This window comes from Aurantimonas sp. C2-5-R2 (genome assembly GCF_036549495.1).
In the GTDB taxonomy this organism is placed as follows: domain Bacteria; phylum Pseudomonadota; class Alphaproteobacteria; order Rhizobiales; family Rhizobiaceae; genus Aurantimonas; species Aurantimonas coralicida_A.
Window position 1 is genome coordinate 1 of the sequence record NZ_JAZHLJ010000230.1, and the last position, 1,278, is coordinate 1,278.

Annotated in this window: 2 protein-coding genes; both read right to left on the minus strand. The window is 60.3% G+C overall.

The window, feature by feature from the left end; translation table 11 throughout:
• Positions 1-225: 225 nt before the first annotated feature.
• Positions 226-567 carry a BBE domain-containing protein gene (locus VQ044_RS25175; protein ID WP_327650387.1) on the minus strand — a complete coding sequence of 114 codons (342 nt, stop codon included), beginning with the start codon at positions 565-567 and terminating at the stop codon, positions 226-228.
• Between the two features lie 24 nt (positions 568-591).
• Positions 592-1,278: MFS transporter (locus VQ044_RS25180; protein ID WP_331827896.1), on the minus strand; the 687-nt coding region annotated here is incomplete at its 5' end.

Sequence of the window (1,278 nt, forward strand, 5' to 3'; positions counted from 1 at the left end):
ATCGCTCCTTCGGGAGGTTCTGGCAGGCTTCAGAACCCGCCACGATACGCCGCCTTCTCAGGCCCCATCACCCATTTTCAGCCATAGCTCCACTGGGGCCGGAGTTGTGCTCATGGCATGGGGCGGCTGGACGCTTTCTACAGCATTGACCTGACCAGCTGCCGAACGCGCTTGAGTTCAGGTAACGCCTCTGATCCCGCTGTTTCCTAAACAGGGCGAAGAACATCAGACCATCGGCCGGATGTTCTGGTTCAGGCGGAAGGCGTTCGTTGGGTCGTATTTGGTCTTGATCGCAGCCAGACGCGGGTAATTCTCGCCATAGGCGGCCCGCACGCGGTCGTCGCCCTCCTCGCCGAGATTGTTGGCGTAAACGCCGCCGCTGGAGAACGGCCGCACCGCGGCCCACAGCTCGCGCGTCCAGCCGATGTTCGCCCGATCGTCAGCCGAATCGTCCCAGATCGCGATCGTAAAGCAGTCATAGGCCGCGTCCCTGTTGCCATAGGCCGTGGCGGATGCGGGTATCAGTATCAGGCCCTTGCCGACGGTCAGATGTTCGTCAGTAACCACCTACATGTCAGATGGCGCATCACGCTAACTCTCACGGATCGCTCCCAGCTCGGCCCTTGAGCTTTCGACGTGCCGCGAGACGAACACCATGAGGATGGCCGCGCCGAGACTATAGAGCCCCATGGCGATTAGTTGCAGCGAATAGTCGACACCGGCGTCTATGAGGTAACCCGTAAGGCCGGGTCCCGCCGCCGTCGCTAAAACCATGGTGGCGACGACGATGGAGCGGATCGCGCCGAGATGGGCTGTGCCATAGATCTCGGGCCACATGGCTCCCGCCAGAGTCGACGAAAAGCCGTAGCTTACGCCGAGTAGCGACATGAACACGAAAATTCCCCAAGTCGGCGTGAGATAGGCGGCCGCAAAGCAAGCGAGAGCCAGCGGCAGAAGGAACGATGGTAAAAGCCGGACCGCAGAGAACCGATCGATTAACCAACCGGCCAAAAGCGCAAAGGCAATCGCGGTCGCCGACAAGACGGCGAAGCCGCTCGCGAAGAGCTGGAGGGGCCAGCCTCTGATCTCGGTTAGATAGATTTGGTGGAAGAAGATCGTCGTCCCGACAAAGGACGGTGCGAGAACCCCGAGGCAAATGGCGTAGAACTTCGGATCACGCAGGACCTCCCCCTCCGTGCCAATGACGATGAGACATCGACCACCCGGGAATTTACCCTTGAGGGCGCAGGTAACGTATCGACATGGTAATGCCCCAGA